We start from the raw sequence: 18,574 nt of genomic DNA on the forward strand, positions 1-18,574 counted from the left end.
CATTAGCCCGGAGTTTGCCAAATGCGTCTTTTTTCCATGATCTTTATCACCGCCACCAGCTTTGCCTCCATGACCACATTGGCGCATTCAGAAGTGGCAAACCCGGTCGTCAAGGCGCGCATGGCCGCCATGAGCGACATCGGCGCATCGATGAAAACACTGGGCAAGATGGTCAAGGGCGAGGCGGATTTCGACGCCATGGCCGCTCAGGCGGCGGTGGATACGGTTGCTGCGCGGGCAGAGGCGGCGCCCGAGTTGTTCGAGCCAAAGGAAACCGACCCGGAATCCGAGGCGCTGCCAGCCATCTGGGACAACTGGGATGACTTCGTGACCAAGGCAGAGGCGCTTCAAACCACTGCGGAAGGGATCACGATCACCGCCGCTGCTGATCTCGGCCCGGCAATGGGCCAGTTGGGCGACGCCTGCAAAGCATGCCACAGCAAGTACAAGGAATGATGCGGATCACTGCACTCGCGGCGATTTGCGTCGCGGGGCCTGCTTGCGCAACCCATGAACTTGACGAGCGAGATCTGCAAAATGGGCAATCCGTCTATGCCGAGAGCTGTGCTATGTGCCATGGTGCAGCGCTCGAAGGCCAGCCGGATTGGCAAATCCCCAATGCAGATGGCAGCTTGCCTGCGCCGCCGCATGACGAGACCGGCCACACATGGCATCATTCCAATGCGCAGAATTTTGACTATGTGAAATACGGTGGGGCACAGCTGATGAAGCGGCTCAATGTCATCGACTTCACCAGCGGAATGCCCGGATTTGGTCACACTTTGTCCGACGACGACATCTGGGATGTGCTCGCCTACATCCGGTCGCAATGGCCGGAAGAAATCCAGATCATGCAGGCCGGCCGTAACCCCCCGCACGAGTGACGCATCCGGCAGACACTGGCGTTGAGAGATGTCCCGGCTACAATGGTTCGAAGTGGATGACGGGCTGCCCCTGTCATCCTCACGGGACCGGAGATACACAATGACACAGATTCCACGCTCTGCCTTGCTGCTGGGCCTTGCGGGCGTTCTGCCCTTCGTCTGGGGGGCGCTGACGTTGTTATCGCCTGCGTTGGGCGGCTGGGCGCTGGACACGCTTGGCGGTCGTTTCACCGGGCCATACGTCCAGCTGTATTACGGGGTCGTCATCCTGGCCTTCATGTCCGGCGTGCTTTGGGGCTTTGCCACAAAGGCGACAGGCGAGCAGGCAACGACATGCTATGTGTTGTCGGTCATCCCGGCGCTTTGGGCGTTTTTCATGACCGGGATCGGGACAAAGGCCTCGGGCATTTCGTTGATCGTGGGGTTCCTTGGGCTTTTGATGATCGACGCGGCCTTTGCCCGCTGGGGGCTGGCGCCCGCGTGGTGGATGAAACTGCGCGTGCTGCTGACGACATTGGTGGTGGCCTGCCTCGCCGTGAGCGTGGTTCTGTGAACGACCGCGAAACGCTTTCGGTCTACGACGCACGCGCGGCGGAGTATGCGGAGAGCTTTGGCAAAGATCATGCGGCGGACCCGTCGTTGCGCGCTTTCATCGACGCGCTGCCTGACGGCGCCAAGGTTCTGGACCTCGGCTGCGGTCCGGGCACTTGGGCGGCGGCTATGCTGGCGGACGGGCTGGAGGTCGATGCCGTTGATGCCTCTGCCGGGATGGTGGCGCAGGCGCGGCGCGTGCCCGGCTTGCAGGTTCGGCAGGCCAGTTTTGACGAGATCGACGCGGTTCATGTCTACGACGGTATCTGGGCGAATTTTTCGCTGTTGCATGCCCCGCGTGACGATATGCCGGGTCATCTGGCGGGGCTGCATCTGGCGTTAAAGCCCGGTGGCTTGATGCACATCGGCCTGAAAACCGGTCGGGGTGCTGCGCGCGACGGCTTGGGGCGTTTCTACACCTATTATACGGTGACCGAGATGACCGGCCTGCTGGAGGCGCTGGGCCTGTCCGTCGGCGATCTGCGCGAAGGTGCGGACAAGGGGCTTGACGGGGTGGTGGCGGGCTGGTTCACCCTGACCGCTCGCAAACCGCAGCAGGAGTGACCCATGCCCGACCTTTACGCCTATACTGACGGGGCTTGCTCCGGCAATCCGGGGCCCGGCGGCTGGGGCGTGCTGATGCAAGCCAAAGAAGGCGGCGCGGTCGTCAAGGAGCGTGAGCTGAACGGCGGCGATGCGCATACCACCAACAACCAGATGGAGCTGATGGCGGCAATTTCAGCGCTGGAGTCGCTCAGCCGGCCGTCGAAAATCGTTGTCGTGACAGACAGCCAATACGTCAAGAACGGCGTGACCGGCTGGATCTTTGGCTGGAAGAAGAACGGCTGGAAAACCGCTGCCAAGAAGCCGGTGAAGAATGTTGAGCTGTGGCAGCGGTTGGACGCGGCGCAAGCGACCCATGATGTGACATGGCAATGGGTGAAGGGGCACGCCGGCCACCCGGAAAACGAAAAGGCGGACGAGCTGGCCCGGGCTGGCATGGCGCCGTTCAAGAAATAAGCGCGCGGCGGAGAAACGTCTGAAGAGAGATATCTTTCGCGTCGATAGATATCAGGTCCGCACGAGGGGAGGCGTCATGACCGCTTTGAACCTGCTCGATTACGCAAGCGTTCTGATCTTTGCGCTGACCGGCGCTCTGGTGGCAAGCCGCGCGCAGTTGGACGTTGTGGGATTTGTCTTCATGGCCTGCCTGACGGCGGTCGGGGGTGGGACGCTGCGCGATCTGATGCTGGACCGCAATCCGATCTTCTGGATCGCGGACCCAACCATACTGGCTGTTGCAAGTGGCGCGGCGCTGCTGGTTTTCTTCACCGCGCATCTTCTGGAAAGCCGCTATTCCGCGATCCTTTGGCTGGATGCGGCGGCGCTGGCGGTTGCTGTCGCGGCTGGGTCCGGGATTGCGGTGGCCCAAGGACAGCCTGCGCCCATCGTGTTGGTCATGGGGGTGGTGACAGGCTGTGCGGGGGGCTTGATGCGCGATGTGGTCGCAAATGAGCTGCCATTGGTCCTGAAACAGGGCGAACTCTATGTGACATGCGCGTTTTTCGGCGGGCTGGCCACGGTGCTGGTCTCAGACTATGGCGCGGCAGAGGCGGGTCTGGCCTGTGCTGCGGTGACGTTTGTGGCGCGGGCGGGCAGCATGGCCTTTGGCTGGCGGTTGCCGGTCTACAAGGGGCGTCCGCCGCGCACCAAACCCTAGTTCATCTTTCCGTCGGTCAGGCCGCGCTTGCACAGCTCCGGACCTGCTTCATGCTGCGAAAAAGCCGTGACACCGCAGGTCTTGCAACGGAAGGGGCGCAGGCGGCCCTTGGCCTCCCCATCCGGCACCCATTTGCAGTTCTTTTTCGCCGGACGGGCGGCCCCGCCGCCGCCCATGCTCATGCCTCGACTGCCGCCGCGGGTGCGCCACGACCAAAGCGCGAGCGCGGCGATGACGAGGATGGCGAGCAGCGCCGTTGTCATTGCAGATCCCCGAAGGCCTGTTGCAGCCGTTGCACCGCCTGTTCGACGCGCGCACGCGGTGTCGCAAAGTTGAACCGCAAGAAGCTTTCCCCGCCTTTGCCAAAGGTCGGCCCGTGGTTGGCCGCGATCTTGGCGTCCTGTTCGACACGCTTGATGTAGTCCGCGCGCGGCATCCCTGTGCCGGAAAAGTCGACCCATGCGAGATAGGTGGACTGCATTGCCATGCTTTTGAGGCCGGGGATGGCGTTTACCCCTTCGTCAAACAGACGGCGGTTTCCGTCCAGATACCCGGTCAACTCATCCACCCAGGCCGCGCCTTCGGGGGAGTAGGCCGCTTCTGCCATGAACAATCCAAAAGAGTTTGGCGACATGCCAAAGCCGGCCATGCGCGCGGCGAATTTGGCCCGCAAGGCTTCGTCATGGATGATAACATTGCCGATGTGCGCCCCGGCGATGTTAAAGGTCTTGGTGGTGGCGGTCATCATCACCAAACGGTCCGCGATGCCGTCGATCAGCGCCATGGGCGTATGCGTTGCGCCGGGCATCACCAGATCGTGGTGAATCTCGTCTGAGACCAGCACAAGGTCATGACGTTTTGCGAATGCCGCGACGCCTTCGAGTTCGGCGCGGGTCCAGACGCGGCCGCCGGGATTGTGCGGCGAACACAGCACCAGCATGGTCTCCGACCCGGTCATCTGTGCGTCCCATGCGTCGAAATCCATGCAGTACTGGCCGTCGACCACGGGCATTTCACATTCCACGACCTTGCGACCGGAGGCCTGAATGACGCGGGCAAACGCGTGGTAGACTGGTGTGAAGAGAACGACGCCGTCGCCGGGGGCCGTGAAGGATTCGAGGCACATGGCCGTGCCATTCACCAGACCGTGTGTGGTAAAGATCGCACCTGTGTCGATGGACCAGCCGTGGCGCGTGTCCATCCACCAGCGGATCGCCTCGCGGTAGCTGCTGTCATCTCCGTAGTAGCCGTACACGCCGTGGTCGGCCATTTTCTGCACCGCAGCCTGAACGCAATTCGGCGGGCGGAAGTCCATGTCAGCGACCCACATGGCCAGCCCGTCATCCGCGGGGACGTTATAGAGCGTCTCCATCATGTCCCACTTGGCCGAGTGGGTGCCAGTGCGGTCGATCTCTTCGTCAAAGCGGCTCATGCAAGGTCTCCTGTGATGGTGTAAGAGTCCTCCCAAGAGGTGCGCGCAGGCGCAAGGCCAAAATTTGCGGGCTTTGTGACGTCTCGCGGGCCATTTGAGCTGAAATACGGTGCGCTTGTGCCCTTGCGTGATATTGCGATTCATCGCGCCTGCGCCTAAATCGTGCGGATGAAGCGTTCGATCCTGATCCACCCCGACCCGCGTCTGAAGAAGGTCTGTGCAGAGGTGCCCGACCTGTCGGACGACCTGCGCGTCTTGGCCGACGACATGTTGGAAACCATGTACGATGCGCCGGGGATCGGACTGGCCGCCCCGCAGATAGGTGTCATGGACCGCCTGATCGTGATGGATTGTGCCAAGCCTGATAATGGCGAAGAGCCGCGACCGCTGGTGATGTTCAATCCGCGTGTGATTGCGTCCTCGGACGATCTGAACGTCTATGAAGAGGGGTGTCTGTCTATTCCTGACCAATACGCAGATGTTGAGCGCCCGAAGGTGGTGGATGTGGCCTGGCTCGACGTGAATGGTGTCTTGCAGACCGAAACCTTTGACGGGCTCTGGGCCACCTGCGTACAGCACGAGATCGACCACCTCGATGGCAAGCTTTTTATCGATTATCTCAAGCCGCTGAAGCGCAACATGATCACCCGCAAGATGGTCAAACTGAAAAAAGAACGTGCGAGGGATTCTGTATGAGTGTGCACCCGATTGTAAAATGGCCGGATGCGGCGCTGAAATTGCGCTGCCGTCCGGTGGCGGTCTCTGATGATGTGACGGCACTGGTCGCGGATTTGTTCGACACCATGTATGACGCGCAGGGCCGCGGGTTGGCTGCGCCGCAAATTGGCGTGGACGCGCGAGTTTTCGTCATGGATGCGGGCTGGAAAACAGGGGAGAAGACGCCGCTCGCCTGTCTGAACCCGGAGATCGAAGTGCTCGACGGCCCGGAAGTCGACGGCGAAGAGGGCTGCCTGTCCATGCCGGGCGTGTCGGTGACGGTTCCGCGGGTGGAGCATATCTGCCTGCGTTTCAGCGACCTGCAAGGCGAGCGGCAGGAGCTGATCCTGACAGGCGCAGAGGCGCGCATCGCTCAGCACGAGGCGGATCACCTCGACGGGAGAATGCATTTTCACCGTATCGACAGTGCGTCACTGGCAGATGTTATGGCAGAATGGGGCGCGCGCACGTGACTGTTCGCCCCTTTGTGGCATGGCCGGACAAACGCTTGCGGTCGGTGGCGGACCCGGTTTCCGAGGTGACGGACGAGATCCGCACGCTTTGGGACGATATGATCGAAACGATGGACGCCATGCCGGGGGTCGGCCTTGCCGCGCCGCAAATCGGCGTGATGCTGCGTGTGGCCGTTGTGGATGCCTCCGATACGCGGGGGCAGGCGATCCGCATGGCCAACCCGGAGATCCTGCATGCCTCCGTGCAATTGCGCGAGCACGAAGAAGGCAGCCCCAATTTGCCGGGCGTCTGGTCCAAAATATCGCGCCCGCGTGCGGTGACTGTGGCCTATTTGGATGAGACCGGAACCCGGATCGAAAAGGACTTGGTTGGCCTTTGGGCCACGTCGTTGCAGCATCAGGTGGATCACCTGAACGGCAAGATGTTTTTCGACCATCTGTCCAAAGTGAAGCGCGACATACTGATCCGCAAGGCGCGAAAACGGTAAATGGCGTTTCGCTGCCTTGAAATGCGAAGCGGGGCCAGCCCGCAGAGTTTTTCTAAAGCACGGAAGCGGGCGGCGTTTTGTCGGTGGGCAACGGAGCCCAGAGTGGCTGCTGCGCGTGGAAGCGATTAACCAATCAGGGCTTTGATCCCCGCGGCGTGGTCTGACGTGGCGGCGAGCGTGTCGGTTGCCAGCATGCGCGCCTCGGCCAATGGATCGTCGATGATGCGGTCGATGAGGCCCCAGGTCTGCGCCTCCTCGACGGTGACTTTTGCACCGCCCATGAAGATCATCTTGGCACGGCTGGGACCGGCGAGCGCAGCGAGGCGTTTTGGGTCGGAGGGCTGCGGCAGAAAGCCAAGTTTCATCACTGGATAGAACAGTTTGGCGTTGGGGACGGACAGCCGCAGGTCGCAGGCGAGGAACATCCCCATTGCGCCACCGGCAACTGTGCCGTTCAGGGCGCAGATCGTCAGACCGCGATGGCGTGCAATTGCGGCTGACAATCGCTCCCACAAGGGGGATGTGGCAAGCCCAGCTTTGGCCGCGTCAAGGTCGGCCCCGGCGGAGAAGACCTTGCCCGTGCCCGTCAACACCAGAACGCGGGCGGTTCGGGCGTCCTCTGCGATCTGGCAAAGCTGCTCCAGCATGTCCTGCGTCAGCGAATTTGCCTTCTCCGGGCGGTCGATGGTGGCGGTCCAATAGTCACCGTCCTTGTCCAGCCGGATCATGCAAGGCCAACCTTGGCGCGGACGTCGGGATCCCGCAGAGAGATTTCGTCGCCCAGATAGGCATCGGCCTCGGCGCCGCACATCCAGACCAGTGTCTGCGCCACCCATTCCGGCGGGATGTGGTCGGACCAGTCCAGTTGGCTGATGGGGTTCACGCCAGACGCCTTGATTTCCTTTTGCATCTGGGTCGCGACAGTGCCGGGTGAGAGAGATATGGCGCGGATGCCTTTGTCGCCATATTCCTTATGCGCCATCTTGGTCAGCATAAAAGCGCCGGCCTTTGAGGCGCAGTAATGCGACCATGCCTCTACCGGGCCATGCGCCGCGCCAGAGCCGATGGTCAAAACCGTGCCGTATCCTTGTGACAACATGCCGGGCAACGCCGCGCGCATACCGTGAAACACCCCCTTGAGGTTGATGTCGATCACTGTGCCCCATGCGTCCGGGTCGGCGTCCGCCAGATGGGCGATGGGTTCGATCACACCTGCGTTGTTCACCACGATGTCCAGCCCGCCATGCGCGATCACGCAGTTGGCCACGGCTTGCTCCATCTCCCAGTAGCGCGAAATGTCGCAGGGAATCGCAACAGCAGAAGCGCCGATTTCCCCGGCCAGTTCCGCGATAGCGTCAGAGCCGCGCGCCACCAGCGCGACTTTGGCCCCCGCGGCGGCAAAGGCGCGGGCGGCTTGTGCACCTATGCCACGGCTTGCTCCGGTGATCAGAACCACTTTGCCTGTCAGACTCATCTCGTGCTCCATCTCGTTTGCGCTGGGTCGTCTCGCAAAACTGGTAAAGACAACTAAGTATGGAATCCAGCCCCTTGACCCCAAGGGCAGGCCTGCAACACTACGGCCAAGAATTTTATGAACGTACCAAAGAGGCACATTGATATGACACGGGTTTCCGCAGTTTCCATTCTGGCGCTTTCCGCCATGGCCAGCCCGTCCTTCGCGGACGTTACGAGTGAAGAGGTCTGGAACAACCTCGAGTCCTACCTGTCCGATTTCGGTTACGAGATTTCGGCGACAGAGACCGCCACGGACAACGGGCTGGAGGTGTCTGGCATCAGCTATACTGCGCCTCTGCCGGAGGACGGTGGCACCATGGTCGTGACGCTGCCGGACATGATCTACACCGATGTCGGCGATGGCACTGTCGATATGACGATGCCGGAAAGCGGCATGATGGAGGTGACCATCACACCCGAGGGCGAAGATGCTTCGCCGACCGTGGTGGCGGTGGCGCTGTCGCACAGTGGTCTGCTTGTGAACGCATCGGGCACCCCGGAAGAGATGACCTACGAGTCGCGGGCCGAAGAGATCCGGATGGTGTTGGACAGCGTGACGGACGAGGGCGAACTTCTGCCGAAGGAGGCCCTGAAAACATCGCTTTCCATGGGGCCTGTGGCGGGGACGTCTGTTGTCAGCATAGAGGACGGTCTGCGCAGCGTATCGCAGGACATGACTTACGGCGACATCACCTATGACTTCGCCTTCACCGCGCCGGAAGATGATGAAACCAAAGGTCTTTTCAGCGGGACGCTGCGTGGCCTCGCGGGGAAGGGGACGACGGTGGTGCCCGATGGGGCCGATATGTCCGACGCCCCTGCGATGCTGGCTTCGGGGTTTGAGGTCGATGCGTCGATCACGCATCAAGGTGGTGAGACCAGCTTTGACTTTCAGGACGGGTCGGATCGTGTGACGGGGCAGTTGTCGTCTGACGGTGGCGAACTGGGCTTTGCCATGTCGCAGGAAAAGATGGTCTATGTGCTGTCCGCCCTTGGCCAGAGCGTGTCGATGATGGTGCCGGACATGCCGTTCCCGATCGAGGGCAAGTTTGGTGAGGCGGGGTTCTCCTTCGAGATGCCGCTCGCGGCGTCAGAAGAGCCGGTTCCTGCAAGCCTGTCGGTGTTGCTGTCTGATTTCGAGATGGCGGATATGCTGTGGGGCATCTTTGACCCGCAGGGCGTGCTGCCGCGTGATCCCGCGACGATCGGCGCGAACCTGGAGGCGGAGGTCACGCCCTTTGTCAGTATCATCGACGAAGATGCGATGGAGGCTGTGGAAGAGGGCGAAGAGCTGCCCGGTGAACTGAACAAGGTTACCCTGACAGATCTGGTGGTGCGTGCCATCGGGGCTGAGATTCTTGGCGAGGGTGAATTCACCTTTGATAACACCGATACGGAAACCTTTGACGGGATGCCGCGCCCAGAGGGCCAGATCGATCTGACCATTTCCGGCGTGAATGGCGTGATCGACAAGCTGATCGAGATGGGCTTTGTCCAGGAGCAAGACGCAATGGGCGCGCGGATGATGCTGGGCATGTTCACCGTGCCGGGGGCAGAGCCGGATACGGCGACTTCGACCATTCTGGTGAACGATCAGGGTCACGTGCTGGCAAACGGTCAGCGAATCAAGTGATCTGACGATTGAGTGTTTGCATAGGGCGGGGAAGTTCCCCGCCCTACGCGTGTCTGGGGTAATTCAGGGGCACGCCCTGCGGCGAGAGATATCTCTCGCCTGAGGGGGCTGCCCTAGCCCTCCACCGAAGTATTTGAAACGCCAAGACGTTATGACTGCAAAGCCAGAACGCCGACGCCCGTCGAGGCAGATCTGCCGTCCACCGCGACCGCTCGACCGGTGATATATGCGGCCTTGTCCGGGCACAGGAAGCACCTGAGTGCGGCCAGTTCGTAGCGGTTCAAAGGTAGGGCGTCGTGATATGCGGGGATAGTCTCCGGAGTGTGGACGGCCATGGCGAGTTCGGTGCGCACCGGACACGGCGGGGCGCAGCTCACCCGGATGTCATAGTCACCCAGCCCCGCTGCGTGCTGCTTGGTAAGTTGGATCACGGCGGCCGTGGATGTGCCGTAGGCCCGACGACGGATAGGCCCTAGCGCATCAAGTCGGGGAGGTCGCCGTTGAGGCCGGCCGCTTCGCGAATGAAGCCGCGGCGGAGTCCGGGAGCGGCGTTGATTGCAGCCATGCCGATGTCGCGGGCCGCGCGGAGAAGGGGATTGTCATTTGAAAACAATCTGTTGAAAAGGTCCGTGCTGCCCGCAAGCGTCGCCGTGTCCCAGCGCCGCCATTGCTGGTAGCGGGCCAGAGTGAAGTCGGAGGCGATGTCTTCGCCCCGACGCGACGCATGAGACAGCACATGCGCCAGCGCGGCCACGTCGCGCAGCCCGGCGTTCAGCCCCTGGCCCGCGATGGGATGCATCCCATGTGCCGCATCACCCACCAGCGCCAGCCGCGTGTCGATAAAGCTGTTCGCCAGCGTCAGGCCCAGCGGGTAGGTGAAGCGGGTTCCTGCTAGGGCTATATCGCCGAGAAAGTCGCCGAAACGGGGGCGGAGGACAGCGAGGTAGTCATCTTCGCTCAGGGCATTGATGGCTTGGGCGCTGTCTTGCTTCTCGCTCCAGACGATGGAGGAGCGGTTGCCGGTCAGCGGCAGGATCGCCAGTGGTCCGGCCGGCATGAACAGTTGATGCGCTGTGCCCTCATGCGGCTTTTCGTGCGCTATTGCGCAGACAAGGGCGGTCTGACCGTAGCCCCAGCCGGTGCGTCGGATGCCTGCGCGCTGGGCGGTGCCGGAGCTGCGCCCATCTGCGCCCACAAGCAATCGTGCGCTTACGGTCTCGCCGCCTTCCAGCGTTACGGTGACGCCGCTGTGGTCGGTGTCTTGGGCGATCACCCGACAGGCGGAACGGGGCGTGATCTGCGGGCTGTGGTCCATGGCATCCATCAGGGCACGGCGCAGGTAGCGATCCTCGACCATATATCCCATGGGGCCTTCTTCGATCTCGGCGGAGTCGAAGTGCAACCCGAGGAACACGCGGGCATCCCCAACGCGCCCGTCGGAGACCTTGATCTGGAGCATGGGCTGAGCGTCGTCTTCGAGCCCGTCCCACAGACCAAGCCTGTCCAGCATGCGTTGCGAGGACAGAGCCAGCGCATAGCTGCGGCCGTCGAAATCGTCCTGCGTCCGGGTAGGGGCGGGCAGGGCGTCCAGCACCACGCTGGTGAGGCCGCATTGCGCCGCCGCCAACGCGAGGGCGGGGCCATTCAGGCCGCCGCCGACGATGATCAGATCGTGTTTCATGGGGCTGAATATGGTCGCGCGCGCGGGATTGTCCATGCGCCTTTGTGGCGCTAGCGTCGCGCGCAAAGAAGGAGTGCCCGAGATGACCGACTGGACCAAAGCCACCGCCGCAGAAATGGGCCGCGCCATCGGGCGGGGGGAGGTCGATCCGGTCGATCTGACGCAAGGGTTTTATGACGCCATCGCGGCAGAGCCGGCGTCCGACCGGATCTACGCGCGCCTGACCGAAGAGCGCGCAATGGCGGAAGCTCTGGCCGCGTCAAAGCGCGCCAGGGACGGTGTGCGGCGGCACCCGTTGGACGGGGTGCCGATCTCTTGGAAGGATTTGTATGACACCGCCGGCGTGGTGACGGAGGCTGGGTCAGGCCTGCTCGCCGGGCGCGTTCCAGACCGCGATGCAAAGGTGTTGCGCGCCGCGACGCTGGCGGGCACGGTTTGTCTGGGCAAGACACATATGTCGGAGCTGGCGTTTTCGGGGCTTGGTCTGAACCCGGTGACAGCCACTGCGCCTTGTGTGAACGATCCGGAGGCGGTCGCCGGTGGGTCGTCCTCTGGCGCGGCAGCCTCTGTGGCGTTTGGGTTGGCGGCGGCGGGGATCGGGTCGGACACCGGCGGGTCAGTGCGCTTGCCGGCCTGTTGGAACGATCTTGTGGGCTTGAAGACCAGCTCGGGTCGGCTGTCACTTGAGGGCGCGGTGCCCTTGATCACCAGCTTCGACACGGTGGGGCCGCTGGCGCGCTCGGTCGAGGATGCGGCCCTGTTGTTGTCCGCGATGGAGGGCAAGCCCGCACCGGATCTGCGCGGGGCTTCGTTGAAGGGGCGCCGCTTTGCAATGTTGCAGACCGTCGTGATGGAGGATCTGGACGAGGCTCCGGCGCGCGCCTTCGCCGATGCGGTGGCGCGGTTCCGCGATGCTGGGGCGGAGGTTGTGGAACTGGACTTTCCGCAGATCGGTGCCCCGCACCGGGACAGCGGGATGCTGTATACGGTGGAGGCCTGGGCCACATGGGGAGAGGCGATCAAGGCCAACCCGAACGCCATGTTCGCTCCGATTCGAGAGCGGTTCGAGTCCGGGGCGACGCATGATGCGGCGACTTACAAGGCCGCTTGGCAGCATCTGGAGGACGTGCGGCGCGCGTGGTGGCGCGAGACGGCCAGCTTTGATGCCGTGATTTGCCCGACCGCGCCGAACCTGCCCGCCAAAAAGGACAAACTGATGGAGCAGGGCGATTACTACGTCTCCGAGAACCTGCGCACATTGCGCAACACGCGCATCGGTAACCTGTTGGGCGGCGGGATTGTGACGCTGCCAACGGGTGTCCCGTCCTGTGGCGTGTCGCTGATGGCGCCGCCGATGACAGAGCCTCGCCTGCTGCGGCTGGCCCATGCCGCGGAGGCGGCGCTGAAGGTGTAAGTGGCGGGCGCGCCCGTCGAATCAGTTTGACCCAGTAAGAAAAACGCCCGCGATACAGGCGAACCCGAGCTGCGGTTCTGGCAAGACACCAATCTCATTGCGACTTTCGCGCCACAGGCCTTCTCTGCGGCGTCATCATTGTGGACAGCGCCCCCCTTTGTTCCGTATCCTGCGGGCAATCGCGGGGCGAACAACGACCCCGCACGAGGCAGATCAGAGCTAGACCTATGTCCCCCGAACGGTTTTCGAACCTACCGGCATATGCATTCCCGCGTCTGCGCGCCCTTTTGGACGTGCATGAACCCGGTGGTGATATACGCCACATGAGCATCGGCGAGCCAAAGCACGCCTTTCCGCAATGGGTCTCCGAGACCATTGCGACCCATGCGCATGAGTTTGGGAAATACCCCGCCAATGAAGGCACGCCGGAGCTGCGCGGCGCGATCCGTGACTGGCTGTATCGTCGCTATGACGTGATGGTTGACCCGGACACGCAGGTCATGGCGCTGAATGGGTCGCGCGAGGGGTTGTACAACGCCGGCATGGCGCTGATCCCGGAACACAAGAACGGCGCGCGCCCCGTGGTGCTGATGCCGAACCCGTTCTATCAGGTCTACATGATCTCGGCGATCTCGGTGGGGGCGGAGCCGCGCTTTGTCCCGGCAACCGCAGAGACGGGTCATTTGCCCGACTTCGCGGCCGTCGACCCGGAGGTGCTGAACCGCACCGCTGCTGTCTACATTTGCTCCCCTGCAAACCCGCAAGGGGTGATGGCGGATGAGGCATATTGGCGCGGGCTCATCGGGCTGGCGGAGCAATATGATTTTCAGATCCTCGCGGACGAGTGTTACGCAGAGATCTACCGCGACACGCCCCCTGTGGGCGCGCTGGAGGTGGCCAAGGCGATGGGCGCTGATCCGGAGCGCGTTGTGTCCTTTCATTCGCTGTCCAAGCGGTCGAACCTGCCGGGGCTGCGCTCTGGCTTCGTGACGGGCGGGCCGGACAGCATCGCGCGGATGAAGCAGCTGCGCGCCTATGCGGGGGCCCCTGTGCCGCTGCCGATCCAACGGGCGAGCGAAAAGCTGTGGGCCGAAGAAACGCATGTGACGCAGAATCGCGCGCTTTACGCGGAGAAATACGAACTGGCGGATGAGATCCTGGGACATGTGCCGGGCTATCTCAGCCCGCAGGCGGGCATGTTCCTGTGGTTGCCAGTCGAAGACGGAGAGGCCGCAACGCTGCGGCTGTGGCAGGAGACCGGCGTGCGTGTGCTGCCGGGGGCCTACCTGTCAAAGGACATAAGTGGGCAAACCAATCCCGGTGCGGGCTATATCCGCGTGGCGATTGTTGCCCCACTGGAAGAGACACGGGACGGGCTGACCCTGATCCGGGACACCCTGTACTGATAAAGATAAAAAGACGAGGCGGAACAATGGCATCATATCAGGTCAACCAGACGAACCGGCGGCGCGACCCTCTGCTCGATTCCGGCACCACGGAGGTGCTGGAAAAGCGCGGTCGTGAACTGGTGGGCTTGGTGCTGGTCTTGCTGGGCCTGATGGCGGCGGCAATGATCGCCTCCTATTCGCCGGATGATCCCAGCTGGCTGTCGGCCACCGACGCCCCGGCAGAAAACTGGATGGGCCGCCTGGGGGCCTTTGTTGCGGCCCCGCTGTTCATGATTGTGGGCACCGGCGCCTGGGCTTTGGCTGCGGTTTTGGTGGTCTGGGGCGCACGGTTCGCGATGAACAAAGCGCAAGGGCGTGCCTTCGGCTGCCTGATCTTTGCGCCGATCTGGATTGCAGTCTGCGCGGTCTATGCCTCTGGCCTGCCGCACGGCAACGACTGGTCGCATCACTTTGGCCTTGGCGGTTTGTTTGGCGACATGGTCATGGGCTCCGCGCTGACGGCCCTGGACGGGTTGGGCGTGTCCCCGGCGACGGGCCTGAAGTTCATGATGCTGATGCTGGGGGGGGCCATCCTTGGGCTTGGCATCTTCGTGCTGGGTTTCACCAAGGCGGAGCTGAAGTTCCTTGGTCGTTTCCTTTTGGTGGGCGTCATCATGACCTATGCGCAGATCGTGCGGCTGACCGGGGTTGGCGCGTCTGGCGCGATGGGCGCGGCGCGCAAGTTGCAGGAAAAGCAGGCGGACCGCCGGGCAAATCGCACCGTGCAAGCCGAGGCTGCGCGGGATCATGTGGCCGTCGCTGCGCCGCGGGTGCAGCGGGCCGTGCCGCCGATGCGCGCTATGGAAGATGACCTCGACGTGCCTCTGCTCGATGACGAAGAGATGGCACAGTACGAGGCCGCGGCCGCCGAGGAAAAGGCCGAGAAGGGCGGTTTCCTGTCCCGTATGCCGTCTTTGATGCGCCGCTCTGAGCCGCAAGTCATGCCGCAGCCTGAATTGGTGGACAACCTGATGGATCACGATGTGGATGCGCCCGAACCTGACCGGATCAGCGCTAAGATTGCCCATGCGGTGAAGGCGCGGCACCCCTACGCGGCCCCGGTCGCTGCACGCCGAGATGATCCGACCAAGCCGTTGACCCGTGGACGCGGCCATGGTCCCAAGCCGCTGATTTTCTCTCCCGCGCCGCGAACCAACGGCCTGCCGCCAGAGCCGCCCTTGACCGCCGGCCCCGCAACTCTCCCGCCGGAACCCCCGGTGACGGCACGGGATACGGTGCGCAGTTTGAGCGCCCCCGCTGTGGGTGCTGCCATGGCCACCATGCCGCCTGCGGCCAAGGCGGCGTCGGCTCCAGCCTATGAAGATGCGTACGACGCGCCCTATGAGGACGCACCCTATGATGACCTTGCGCATGAGGCTCCGGCATATGATGCCGCGCCGACCCGCAATGGTCCGGACGCCACCGCCTATGCAGAAATGCCTGCTCCCGCCTCGCCGCGCATCAATGCCGGCATGGACGATGCCTACGGCGAGATGACGGATTTCGATGATTACGGCGACGACTATGACGCTGGCGATTATGACGAGGCGCAAACGTATGGTGATGAGCCATCGGCCCCGGCGTCGTCCAGCTCTGCGCCGCCGATCCAGCGTGGCGGCAACGGAACGCATGACCTCATGCCCGAGGCCAAGAAGGTCGTGCAGCAACCGATCCGCAAGCCGGTACAATTGTCGACCCGCGCCAAGCTGGAGGCCCAGCCCTCGCTCGCGTTTGATGAGAAGAAACACGCGGAATACGAACTGCCGCCGCTCAATCTGTTGATGTCGCCGGAAGCTGTCGAACGCCACCACCTGTCCGATGAAGCGCTGGAAGAAAACGCGCGTATGCTTGAATCCGTGCTGGATGACTACGGCGTGAAGGGGGAGATCGTCTCTGTCCGCCCCGGCCCTGTGGTCACGATGTACGAACTGGAACCTGCGCCGGGCCTCAAGGCGAGCCGCGTCATCGGTCTGTCCGACGATATCGCGCGCTCGATGTCGGCTTTGTCCGCGCGTGTGTCCACTGTGCCGGGGCGCTCGGTCATCGGGATCGAACTGCCCAATGACAAGCGCGAGATGGTCTGCTTCCGCGAGATTCTCGCCGGGCGCGACTTCGGCGATGGAAACCAGAAACTGCCGCTGGCGCTGGGCAAGGACATCGGCGGTGATCCGGTCGTGGCCAACTTGGCCAAGATGCCTCACCTGCTGATCGCGGGGACGACCGGTTCCGGTAAATCTGTGGCCATCAACACCATGATCCTGTCCTTGCTGTACAAGCTGACGCCCGAGGATCTGCGTCTGGTGATGATCGACCCGAAGATGTTGGAACTGTCGGTTTACGACGGCATCCCGCACCTGCTGTCGCCCGTTGTGACCGACCCGAAGAAGGCCGTTGTGGCGCTGAAATGGGTCGTGGGGGAGATGGAAGACCGCTATCGCAAGATGTCAAAGATGGGCGTTCGCAACATCGACGGCTACAACAGTCGTGTGGCCGATGCGTTGTCCAAGGGCGAAATGTTCTCGCGCACCGTTCAGACGGGCTTTGACGAGGAGAGCGGCGAGCCGGTGTTCGAGACGGATGAATTCGAGCCCAAGAAAATGCCCTACATCGTGGTCATCGTCGACGAGATGGCCGACCTGATGATGGTGGCGGGCAAGGAGATCGAAGCCTGCATTCAACGTCTGGCGCAGATGGCCCGTGCCTCGGGCATTCACCTGATCATGGCGACGCAGCGTCCGTCCGTAGACGTCATCACTGGCACGATCAAAGCGAACTTCCCCACCCGGATCTCGTTTCAGGTCACCTCGAAAATCGACTCGCGCACGATCCTTGGGGAAATGGGCGCAGAGCAACTGCTGGGCATGGGTGACATGCTGTTCATGGCAGGCGGGGCAAAGATCACGCGCTGCCACGGGCCGTTCGTTTCGGACGAAGAGGTCGAGGAGATCGTTAACCACCTCAAGGCGTTCGGTCCTCCCGATTATGTCGGTGGCGTGGTCGAAGGGCCGGCTGAGGAGAAGGCAGACAACATCGACGCCGTGCTGGGCCTGAACACCGGTGGCAACACAGGTGGCGAGGATGCGCTTTACGATCAGGCGGTGGCAATTGTCATCAAGGATCGCAAATGCTCGACGTCGTACATCCAGCGCAAGCTTGGCATTGGTTACAACAAGGCCGCGCGACTGGTGGAGCAGATGGAAGACGAAAGCGTCGTCTCTGCCGCCAATCACGTGGGTAAACGCGAAATCCTGGTGCCAGAGCAGGCGTAATCCCTTTCGCGGAATGCACAAAAGGCCCGCGTCGCGTCCCTTGCGATGCGGGCCTTTTTATGTGCCGGTGCGCTTCATCCGTAAGTGTGCGGATCAGACAAATCAAAGATGCCCAGCACATGATTGGTCTCACCATTGTCGCCACGCAGAGGAACGAGCAGGGCTTGGACGCGGGCAGACTTGGTGCCGTCGTGCTCAGGCGTGAGTTCGATAAATTGAGCGCGGCCTAGATTTACGGCATTCATGTAGGCCGAAAAGCTACGGGTGCCGGGGCGGGAGATCGGCATCTCGGAGTGGAGGCCGCCCTCGCGCGCCCCGGTCTTGAGTATCCGCAGCTGTGGATTCAGATAAATCGTCTGAAAGTCCGTCGGCGCCGACGCTTTTTCGGTGCGGATCGCTTCGCTGATCGCTACGGGCAGGTCGATGCCTGTAAACTCCTCCAGCGGCAGATGGGACAGGCGTGGCGGCAGACCTTCAACATCACGATAGCCGGCCCACAAAAGAACCTTCTGGCGGAGGATCCGCGACATTTTCGGAAGATGATGAGCAATATCGTCCAACGGCGTATCCTACCATATCTTGCTGACTGTAACGCAATAAAATGGGTCTGTCTCGTGTTGCGATGCTTGCGTGGTACCATGCATGACATCCTTTAGGTCCACACGGGAACCAAAGGCAGGGTTCGACGCGTTAAGGAGTTGTATACGAATATGTGAGGCAGGAATGTGCGCGGGTAAGGTGGAGAGGATTCTGAATCGGCTCGATGATTGCGCTGATCAACAGAGCACCGTTTCCGTCGCCGGTGCGATGGACGAGATAGGCAACCGCAGTTTCGGCCCTTTGATCCTGTTGCCCGCGCTATTGGTGATAACGCCAATTGGCGGCGTTCCGGGCGTGCCCACGCTGTTCGCCATTGCCATCCTGATATTTGCCGTCCAAGTGGCTTTGGGGCGGGACAGCCTGTGGCTGCCGCGTGCGATCCGCAATCGATCCGTCGAAAACGATAGCATTCACAACGCGACGCAGAAGGCGCGTCCTGTTGCCAGTTGGCTGGACGACCACACCTCGGAACGTCTGACGGCCTTAACACGTCGACCCGCGCCCCGGGTTGCAGCTGTGATGGTGGTTTTGCTGTGCCTGACCGTGCCGTCCACTGAAATCTTACCCTTCGCCTCTCTCATGCCGATGTCCGCCATAGCGCTTCTGGGCTTGGCGATCACAGTGCGTGACGGACTTTTGATGGCGCTCGGTTTGATCGCGGGCGCTGCGGGCTTGATCGGCGGGGTTTGGCTATTGATATCGTATTGAA

General features: G+C 62.3%; 21 protein-coding genes. 14 read left to right on the plus strand and 7 right to left on the minus strand.

Going from position 1 to position 18,574, the window contains the following annotated elements; genetic code table 11:
* Nucleotides 1-21: 21 nt before the first annotated feature.
* From GGQ68_RS03000 to GGQ68_RS03025, 6 genes are all read left to right on the plus strand, one after another.
* A complete protein-coding gene (locus GGQ68_RS03000; RefSeq protein ID WP_183962901.1) occupies nt 22-456 on the plus strand; it encodes a c-type cytochrome in 435 nt (144 codons plus the stop codon).
* Nucleotides 456-884, plus strand: a complete 429-nt coding sequence (locus tag GGQ68_RS03005; protein ID WP_281374629.1) for a c-type cytochrome — start codon at nt 456-458, stop codon at nt 882-884. Before GGQ68_RS03000 ends, GGQ68_RS03005 begins: the two co-directional genes overlap by 1 nt.
* A gap of 100 nt (nt 885-984) precedes the next feature.
* Entirely contained in the window at nt 985-1,437 is a 453-nt protein-coding gene (locus GGQ68_RS24230; RefSeq protein ID WP_183962903.1) for a DUF3429 domain-containing protein, read from the plus strand.
* Nucleotides 1,434-2,039 (plus strand): methyltransferase domain-containing protein, encoded by a 606-nt coding sequence (locus tag GGQ68_RS03015; RefSeq protein WP_183962904.1) that lies wholly within the window; start codon nt 1,434-1,436, stop codon nt 2,037-2,039. Before GGQ68_RS24230 ends, GGQ68_RS03015 begins: the two co-directional genes overlap by 4 nt.
* Before the next feature lie 3 nt (nt 2,040-2,042).
* Entirely contained in the window at nt 2,043-2,495 is a 453-nt protein-coding gene (rnhA, locus tag GGQ68_RS03020) for a ribonuclease HI (protein ID WP_183962905.1), read from the plus strand.
* A gap of 76 nt (nt 2,496-2,571) precedes the next feature.
* Nucleotides 2,572-3,195 (plus strand): trimeric intracellular cation channel family protein, encoded by a 624-nt coding sequence (locus tag GGQ68_RS03025; RefSeq protein ID WP_183962906.1) that lies wholly within the window; start codon nt 2,572-2,574, stop codon nt 3,193-3,195.
* On the opposite strand, the gene GGQ68_RS03030 is transcribed toward GGQ68_RS03025, so the two are convergent.
* Nucleotides 3,192-3,458 (minus strand): hypothetical protein, encoded by a 267-nt coding sequence (locus GGQ68_RS03030; RefSeq protein ID WP_183962907.1) that lies wholly within the window; start codon nt 3,456-3,458, stop codon nt 3,192-3,194. The two genes, GGQ68_RS03025 and GGQ68_RS03030, sit on opposite strands and share 4 nt — an antisense overlap.
* A complete protein-coding gene (locus tag GGQ68_RS03035) occupies nt 3,455-4,627 on the minus strand; it encodes a MalY/PatB family protein (RefSeq protein ID WP_183962908.1) in 1,173 nt (390 codons plus the stop codon). The genes GGQ68_RS03030 and GGQ68_RS03035 overlap by 4 nt, the downstream gene beginning before the upstream one ends.
* A gap of 168 nt (nt 4,628-4,795) precedes the next feature.
* On the opposite strand from GGQ68_RS03035, the gene def (GGQ68_RS03040) reads away from it, so the two are divergent.
* From def (GGQ68_RS03040) to def (GGQ68_RS03050), 3 genes are read left to right on the plus strand one after another with little or no spacing between them, the layout of a single operon-like run.
* A complete protein-coding gene (gene def, locus GGQ68_RS03040; protein ID WP_183962909.1) occupies nt 4,796-5,323 on the plus strand; it encodes a peptide deformylase in 528 nt (175 codons plus the stop codon).
* Nucleotides 5,320-5,817, plus strand: coding sequence for a peptide deformylase (gene def, locus GGQ68_RS03045; RefSeq protein ID WP_183962910.1), 498 nt, complete (start codon nt 5,320-5,322; stop codon nt 5,815-5,817). Before def (GGQ68_RS03040) ends, def (GGQ68_RS03045) begins: the two co-directional genes overlap by 4 nt.
* Nucleotides 5,814-6,305, plus strand: a complete 492-nt coding sequence (gene def, locus GGQ68_RS03050) for a peptide deformylase (protein WP_183962911.1) — start codon at nt 5,814-5,816, stop codon at nt 6,303-6,305. The genes def (GGQ68_RS03045) and def (GGQ68_RS03050) overlap by 4 nt, the downstream gene beginning before the upstream one ends.
* A 125-nt stretch (nt 6,306-6,430) precedes the next feature.
* Here def (GGQ68_RS03050) and GGQ68_RS03055 read toward each other — a convergent pair whose 3' ends face one another.
* Both GGQ68_RS03055 and GGQ68_RS03060 read right to left on the minus strand, forming a co-directional pair.
* On the minus strand, nt 6,431-7,033 hold the full coding sequence (locus GGQ68_RS03055) for an enoyl-CoA hydratase/isomerase family protein (protein ID WP_183962912.1): 603 nt from the start codon (nt 7,031-7,033) through the stop codon (nt 6,431-6,433).
* Entirely contained in the window at nt 7,030-7,779 is a 750-nt protein-coding gene (locus tag GGQ68_RS03060) for an SDR family oxidoreductase (RefSeq protein WP_183962913.1), read from the minus strand. Before GGQ68_RS03060 ends, GGQ68_RS03055 begins: the two co-directional genes overlap by 4 nt.
* 144 nt (nt 7,780-7,923) lie before the next feature.
* Here GGQ68_RS03060 and GGQ68_RS03065 point away from each other — a divergent pair, with 144 nt between their 5' ends.
* Nucleotides 7,924-9,453: a DUF2125 domain-containing protein gene (locus tag GGQ68_RS03065; protein ID WP_183962914.1), complete on the plus strand. Its 1,530-nt coding sequence runs from the start codon at nt 7,924-7,926 to the stop codon at nt 9,451-9,453.
* Between the two features lie 149 nt (nt 9,454-9,602).
* Here GGQ68_RS03065 and GGQ68_RS03070 read toward each other — a convergent pair whose 3' ends face one another.
* Both GGQ68_RS03070 and GGQ68_RS03075 read right to left on the minus strand, forming a co-directional pair.
* The gene (locus GGQ68_RS03070; protein ID WP_183963014.1) at nt 9,603-9,920 is read right to left on the minus strand and encodes an SDR family oxidoreductase; all 318 of its coding nucleotides are present in this window, start codon (nt 9,918-9,920) and stop codon (nt 9,603-9,605) included.
* Nucleotides 9,921-9,925: 5 nt separating this feature from the next.
* On the minus strand, nt 9,926-11,170 hold the full coding sequence (locus tag GGQ68_RS03075) for a UbiH/UbiF/VisC/COQ6 family ubiquinone biosynthesis hydroxylase (protein WP_183962915.1): 1,245 nt from the start codon (nt 11,168-11,170) through the stop codon (nt 9,926-9,928).
* A 46-nt stretch (nt 11,171-11,216) separates the two neighbouring features.
* Between GGQ68_RS03075 and GGQ68_RS03080 the strand changes: the two genes are divergently transcribed.
* The 3 genes from GGQ68_RS03080 to GGQ68_RS03090 all read left to right on the plus strand — a co-directional run bounded on the left by GGQ68_RS03080 (nt 11,217) and on the right by GGQ68_RS03090 (nt 17,265).
* Complete coding sequence (locus GGQ68_RS03080) at nt 11,217-12,548, plus strand: amidase (RefSeq protein WP_183962916.1); 1,332 nt, start codon at nt 11,217-11,219, stop codon at nt 12,546-12,548.
* 227 nt (nt 12,549-12,775) lie between these two features.
* On the plus strand, nt 12,776-13,954 hold the full coding sequence (locus tag GGQ68_RS03085; RefSeq protein ID WP_183962917.1) for an aminotransferase class I/II-fold pyridoxal phosphate-dependent enzyme: 1,179 nt from the start codon (nt 12,776-12,778) through the stop codon (nt 13,952-13,954).
* Nucleotides 13,955-13,980: 26 nt separating this feature from the next.
* Complete coding sequence (locus tag GGQ68_RS03090; RefSeq protein ID WP_183962918.1) at nt 13,981-17,265, plus strand: DNA translocase FtsK; 3,285 nt, start codon at nt 13,981-13,983, stop codon at nt 17,263-17,265.
* A gap of 74 nt (nt 17,266-17,339) precedes the next feature.
* Here the strand turns inward: GGQ68_RS03090 and GGQ68_RS03095 are convergent, their stop codons facing one another.
* Nucleotides 17,340-17,825 (minus strand): hypothetical protein, encoded by a 486-nt coding sequence (locus GGQ68_RS03095; RefSeq protein ID WP_183962919.1) that lies wholly within the window; start codon nt 17,823-17,825, stop codon nt 17,340-17,342.
* Between the two features lie 163 nt (nt 17,826-17,988).
* Here GGQ68_RS03095 and GGQ68_RS03100 point away from each other — a divergent pair, with 163 nt between their 5' ends.
* Nucleotides 17,989-18,573, plus strand: coding sequence for an exopolysaccharide biosynthesis protein (locus GGQ68_RS03100; RefSeq protein WP_183962920.1), 585 nt, complete (start codon nt 17,989-17,991; stop codon nt 18,571-18,573).
* Nucleotide 18,574: the final 1 nt, after the last annotated feature.

Source organism: Sagittula marina (assembly GCF_014196795.1).
GTDB classification, from domain to species: Bacteria; Pseudomonadota; Alphaproteobacteria; order Rhodobacterales; family Rhodobacteraceae; genus Sagittula; species Sagittula marina.